Here is a 4138-nt window from a genome sequence, read left to right on the forward strand (position 1 = left end):
GTCGTGGGAAGGTGCCACGCGCCCTACGCTGACCGGCCGGGGAGAGGTAGCGTCAACCTCGTGCGTCGGCTGCTGTTGTCACCCTCGTGGATCGCGCGTCATCTCCTCGCGCTCTTCCTGATCGCATTCTTCATCCGCATGGGCATCTGGCAGCTGACGAAGGGCGAATCCCCGCAGGGATCGTTGCAAAACCTCTTCTACGGGGTCGAGTGGCCTGTCTTCGCCGCCTTCGTCGTGTACTGGTGGGTGAAGATGATGAAGGAGGATCTGGCGCCCAAGGACACCACCGGGCCGCGGTGGGGTGCCCACGGCCGGATCGCCCCCGAGGCGCCATGGCGACCGGATCTCGACACGGGCCCCAAAATGCTGACGACCGGCACCGCCGAGCAGTCCGCCGAGGACGACGAACTCGACGCCTACAACCGCTATCTCGCCTCACTGTACGAGCGTGACGCCCTTCGGGACGCCCTCAAGCACATCAACGGAGCCCGCTGATGACGGCATTGCCCGACCCCACCCGTACGGCCACCACAGGACGTGCCTCCGCGACGGCGATTCGCGCACCCCTGCTGCGGTACCGGGCCATCGCCTACATCGTCGGTGTGGGGCTGATCGCGCTGGTGTGCATCGGCATGCCGATGAAGTACATCGGCGGCAACGACGCGATCGTGGCGGCCGTCGGCCCGCTCCACGGTGTGCTGTACATGGTGTATCTCGCCGCTTCCTTCGATCTGGCGAACCGTTGCCGGCTGTCCTCGACCCGGACGATCACAATCATGCTTGCCGGCACCATCCCGTTCCTGTCGTTCTTCGCCGAGCGGCGGGTCACGTCCCTTGTGCGGGAGAGCCAGCTGTCCGCCGCCGCGGCTCCGGCCGGCCCGGCCACCGGGCCCACCAAGCCCGCGAAGCCCGCGCAGAGCGCCGAGGCCTCCACAACCTGAGGGACCTGAGGACCGGCCTGACGGCGTCGAGAGACGTCGGGACCTCTCAGGGCAGGGACATCTCAGGGCAAGCCGACGCAGGCAGAGGCCGCCGTCGGCTTCTGCCGACGCAGGCAGAAGCCAACGCGCCGGGAGACGTCGCCTCAGGACACGTCCGAGTCAACTCCAGCCAGGCGGAGCGCCGCCGGTGCGGGGCGGCGGAGACGGGCGGGCACGGCGATCGTCAGGACCTCACCGGCGGTGAGCCGCCGGAGCCGGGCCAACCGGGAGGGCGGAGCGAGCATCTCCGCGGACAGCACCTGGTCAGCCTCGGTACCGAAGGCAAACAGGCGCCCGTCCGACCAGGTGATCAGTTCGTCGGCCGTACTGGCGGGTCGCACGAGGACCAGCTGGGCGCGCCGCGGGTCCCAGACGATCGTCACCGTCCGCGTGGTGGACCGGAGCAACGCCCACTTGCCGCCGCTGCGGTAGGCGGCCGCCAGCATCCGGGCCGTCTCGTTTCCCTCGGGACGGCGGGACGGACGATCCGCGATCACCACGAGCCCCGCGTCGTCGACCGCGATCGGCGGAGTCGGGTCCGCCCGCAGGTCCGCGGCGGTCACCGTCCCGAATGCTCCGTCGAGGTGGACACCGCGTGCGGCGGGCAGCCCAAACGACGATGAAGCCAGCATGGCGGTCAGGGACGCCCGCCGGACGTCCGCCCCGTCCAGCCGGACCAATCCGCAGACCGTCATCCGTTCCTCCGTCCTCAGCCCGCGATCCTCGATCCGCGATCCGATGGCGCACGGCACGGACGGAATCCCGGCCGGATGATCGACACGGTGCGGCGGCGTTCACGGGTGCTCCAGCGCCGGAACGTAGCAGTTTCTCGCCCGCCTCACCGGTCCGTTGCACGGAATCGCCGAGTGGTTCCGGCCTTCGGTGCCGGGCCTCACCGTCGTGATCCGGGCTCGGCTAGGACAGCGGCTCGAAAACACATCGGCCGCCTACCGGCCGCCGATCGCCCGTGACCGAGACGTCCGGCGGAAACCGGCCGCATGCGGAGGAAGACCGCGGTCACGGGGGGAAGGACGGACTCAGGCCACGTTGGCGCCCGACGGCTCACGCTCCCGCTTGACCCGACGAGTCGCGATCACCGGATGAGCCGGGCAATCGACCAGATGCTCATCGAAGCCCTGCACCGTCGGCCAGGACTGGTGGCAGGACCCGCAATGGGTCGTGGCCGGATCGGTCCACCGCTCTTCGCAGCCGGCACAACTGGCCGTGACCGGGATCTGCACTGTCTTGTCGGGCTGCCGGCGACGAGAGACCTGGATCGGCAACGCCTGTTGGATGGATTGTTCATCTGGGGAACGGAGTGTGACGGAAACCGCGCGTGGACGCCGGGGTGGGGTGTTGGCGGCCGGGATCGCGCGAGGGGATGTCGACCGACGGGGAGGCACCCGGCCATCCTGTCGCAGACCTGCACAAGCGTCACGCAACCGGCTGTCGAGTGTTCAGGGTGATTGTCCTGCGGCAACGCTTCCGGAGCTCGCGAACCAGAGCGTTCCGCCCGGACGGATCGTCATCGGCGACGGCCGACCGCTGGCGGGAACCCGCGCCGGAAACAACCGTGCCGGGCCGAGCGACGCCTGGAACATCGCCGAACAGTCAAAAATGACTACCGATACCCACCAATACCACTGGACTAGCTATGGTCAAGCGCAGGGCGGACGCCATCGCCAGGGCCGGCGGTGAGGGGATCCCGGGCGTGAGTGCCGGCGCACTGCTGCGAGGGTGGCGGGAGCGACGCCGGATCAGTCAGCTCGGACTGGCGTTGCGAGCCGACAGTTCCGCCTGACGCATCAGTTTCATCGAGACCGGCCGCTCCATTCCGAGTCGCCCGATAGTGCTGCGCGGGCCACGTGCCCGTCGGTGCGGAACCGGATGAGCAGTTCCTGCCTGTCGCCGAGGCCGATGGTGCAGGATCCGTACATCGGATCGGAGTCGACCAGCCACCGGTCACGTCCCAGCGTGCCCATTTCGTGCCCACAAGGATCTTCAGCTGTTCCAGGCTGATCGTCGCCAACTGTCTCCGGCGACAAAAAGCCTGGTAAAGCGGAGGGCGTGGGATTCGAACCCACGACGAGGATCACTCCCCGTAGCGGTTTTCAAGACCGCCGCCATCGGCCACTAGGCGAGCCCTCCTGATCTGCGGAGACGACGTCAGGCTACGTCCGGCTCGCCGGAGTCTGCCCGCCATGTGCCCGCCGGGTGCGCTCCAGGATCTCACAGCCCGCGCCGGTGCTGTCCGCCACGTCACCCGTCGGCACCGGATCGGCCGCCGGGCAGTGGCCCGTCAGTGCGTCCGTGATCCGATCGTTGACGAGAGGCCAGCATGTAGCCCGCACATTGCCGAAATCCTCGTTTTAAGATCAAGACGCGGTGCGGGCCGCGCTTGCAGGTCCGAGCTGTTCGACGAACGCCCTCGTCGGCAGCGTGAGGAAACCAGCTGACGCAGGGAGCTGTCTTACCTCATGCTGTCAGATAGGGGATCGCGGTGCCCGCGATCGCGCTGCTTGCCCTGGCCACAGCGATTCACCCGGCGGTGTCCCACCGGCAGACGGCACCGATCACTCAGCCTCTCCTTGATCCGACCACGTTGGACCTCCGTGTCTGAGATTTCGGGTGCTGAGCCATCGGGTCACCGCGTCGGTGAGGACCACCTCGTACGGAAGGCCTCGCAGCTCGTCCGCGGTCACGTCCAGACCGCGCGCCCGCCCCAGGTCGGCCAGCCACGACCAGGGGTGGTCCTCACTGGGCTGTTCGCCATCAGGGAGTACGACGTTCAACACGTCTTGGGTGATGCTGTCGCGGGTCTCGCCGAACTGGCCCGCGCCAAGACCTGGATCATCGAGTATCCGGCTGACGGTGAAGCCGCGATCTTCATGCAAGATCACCCGCCGGCCGTCGTCCAGCGTGACGAACTCACTGACCGAGAAGTTCTGGGAACTCCCGTCGTCGGCGCGCGGCGCCCACAGATCACACAAGGCGCCCAGGCCGACGATGCGACCGGGCTCGACAGGAGGAAGATCCCTGCGACCGACCGCGTCCGGGTACGGCTGCCAACTCCACTCCATACCGCTCACGTCCCCCACCTCGGGGTCCCGGGTAAACCGTTTGCAGTGCTCTTCAGTTCCACCTTAACCGTCAGCCAC

At 67.9% G+C, this 4138-nt stretch carries 7 protein-coding genes and 1 tRNA gene; 4 read left to right on the forward strand and 4 right to left on the reverse strand.

Features of this window, described 5'->3' with window-relative positions:
* The first annotated feature begins 3 nt into the window (after positions 1-3).
* Positions 4-495 carry a hypothetical protein gene (locus AC08OP_RS21900; RefSeq protein ID WP_476615909.1) on the forward strand — a complete coding sequence of 164 codons (492 nt, stop codon included), beginning with the start codon at positions 4-6 and terminating at the stop codon, positions 493-495.
* Positions 495-941 carry a DUF3817 domain-containing protein gene (locus AC08OP_RS21905; RefSeq protein ID WP_476615904.1) on the forward strand — a complete coding sequence of 149 codons (447 nt, stop codon included), beginning with the start codon at positions 495-497 and terminating at the stop codon, positions 939-941. The genes AC08OP_RS21900 and AC08OP_RS21905 overlap by 1 nt, the downstream gene beginning before the upstream one ends.
* A gap of 143 nt (positions 942-1084) precedes the next feature.
* Here the strand turns inward: AC08OP_RS21905 and AC08OP_RS21910 are convergent, their stop codons facing one another.
* Together AC08OP_RS21910 and AC08OP_RS21915 are read right to left on the reverse strand one after the other, a co-directional pair.
* Positions 1085-1675 carry a hypothetical protein gene (locus tag AC08OP_RS21910; protein ID WP_476615905.1) on the reverse strand — a complete coding sequence of 197 codons (591 nt, stop codon included), beginning with the start codon at positions 1673-1675 and terminating at the stop codon, positions 1085-1087.
* Positions 1676-2017: 342 nt separating this feature from the next.
* Positions 2018-2383 carry an FDXHR family putative zinc-binding protein gene (locus tag AC08OP_RS21915; protein ID WP_476593782.1) on the reverse strand — a complete coding sequence of 122 codons (366 nt, stop codon included), beginning with the start codon at positions 2381-2383 and terminating at the stop codon, positions 2018-2020.
* Between the two features lie 251 nt (positions 2384-2634).
* Here AC08OP_RS21915 and AC08OP_RS21920 point away from each other — a divergent pair, with 251 nt between their 5' ends.
* Positions 2635-2781 carry a hypothetical protein gene (locus AC08OP_RS21920; RefSeq protein WP_476615906.1) on the forward strand — a complete coding sequence of 49 codons (147 nt, stop codon included), beginning with the start codon at positions 2635-2637 and terminating at the stop codon, positions 2779-2781.
* A gap of 258 nt (positions 2782-3039) precedes the next feature.
* Here AC08OP_RS21920 and AC08OP_RS21925 read toward each other — a convergent pair.
* Positions 3040-3128 (reverse strand) — tRNA-Ser (locus AC08OP_RS21925).
* A gap of 23 nt (positions 3129-3151) precedes the next feature.
* Complete coding sequence (locus AC08OP_RS21930; RefSeq protein WP_476615907.1) at positions 3152-3331, reverse strand: hypothetical protein; 180 nt, start codon at positions 3329-3331, stop codon at positions 3152-3154.
* Positions 3332-3727: 396 nt separating this feature from the next.
* On the opposite strand from AC08OP_RS21930, the gene AC08OP_RS21935 reads away from it, so the two are divergent.
* On the forward strand, positions 3728-4138 hold a 411-nt coding region (locus tag AC08OP_RS21935; protein ID WP_476615908.1), incomplete at its 3' end, for a hypothetical protein.

This window comes from Frankia sp. CeRuru1, from assembly GCF_977966315.1.

Excerpts from the sequence above, each read along its gene's own strand:
- AC08OP_RS21905 (WP_476615904.1), top strand. The coding sequence starts at position 495 with ATGACGGCATTGCCCGACCCCACCCGTACGGCCACCACAGGACGTGCC.
- AC08OP_RS21910 (WP_476615905.1), bottom strand. The coding sequence starts at position 1,675 with ATGACGGTCTGCGGATTGGTCCGGCTGGACGGGGCGGACGTCCGGCGG.
- AC08OP_RS21920 (WP_476615906.1), top strand. The coding sequence starts at position 2,635 with ATGGTCAAGCGCAGGGCGGACGCCATCGCCAGGGCCGGCGGTGAGGGG.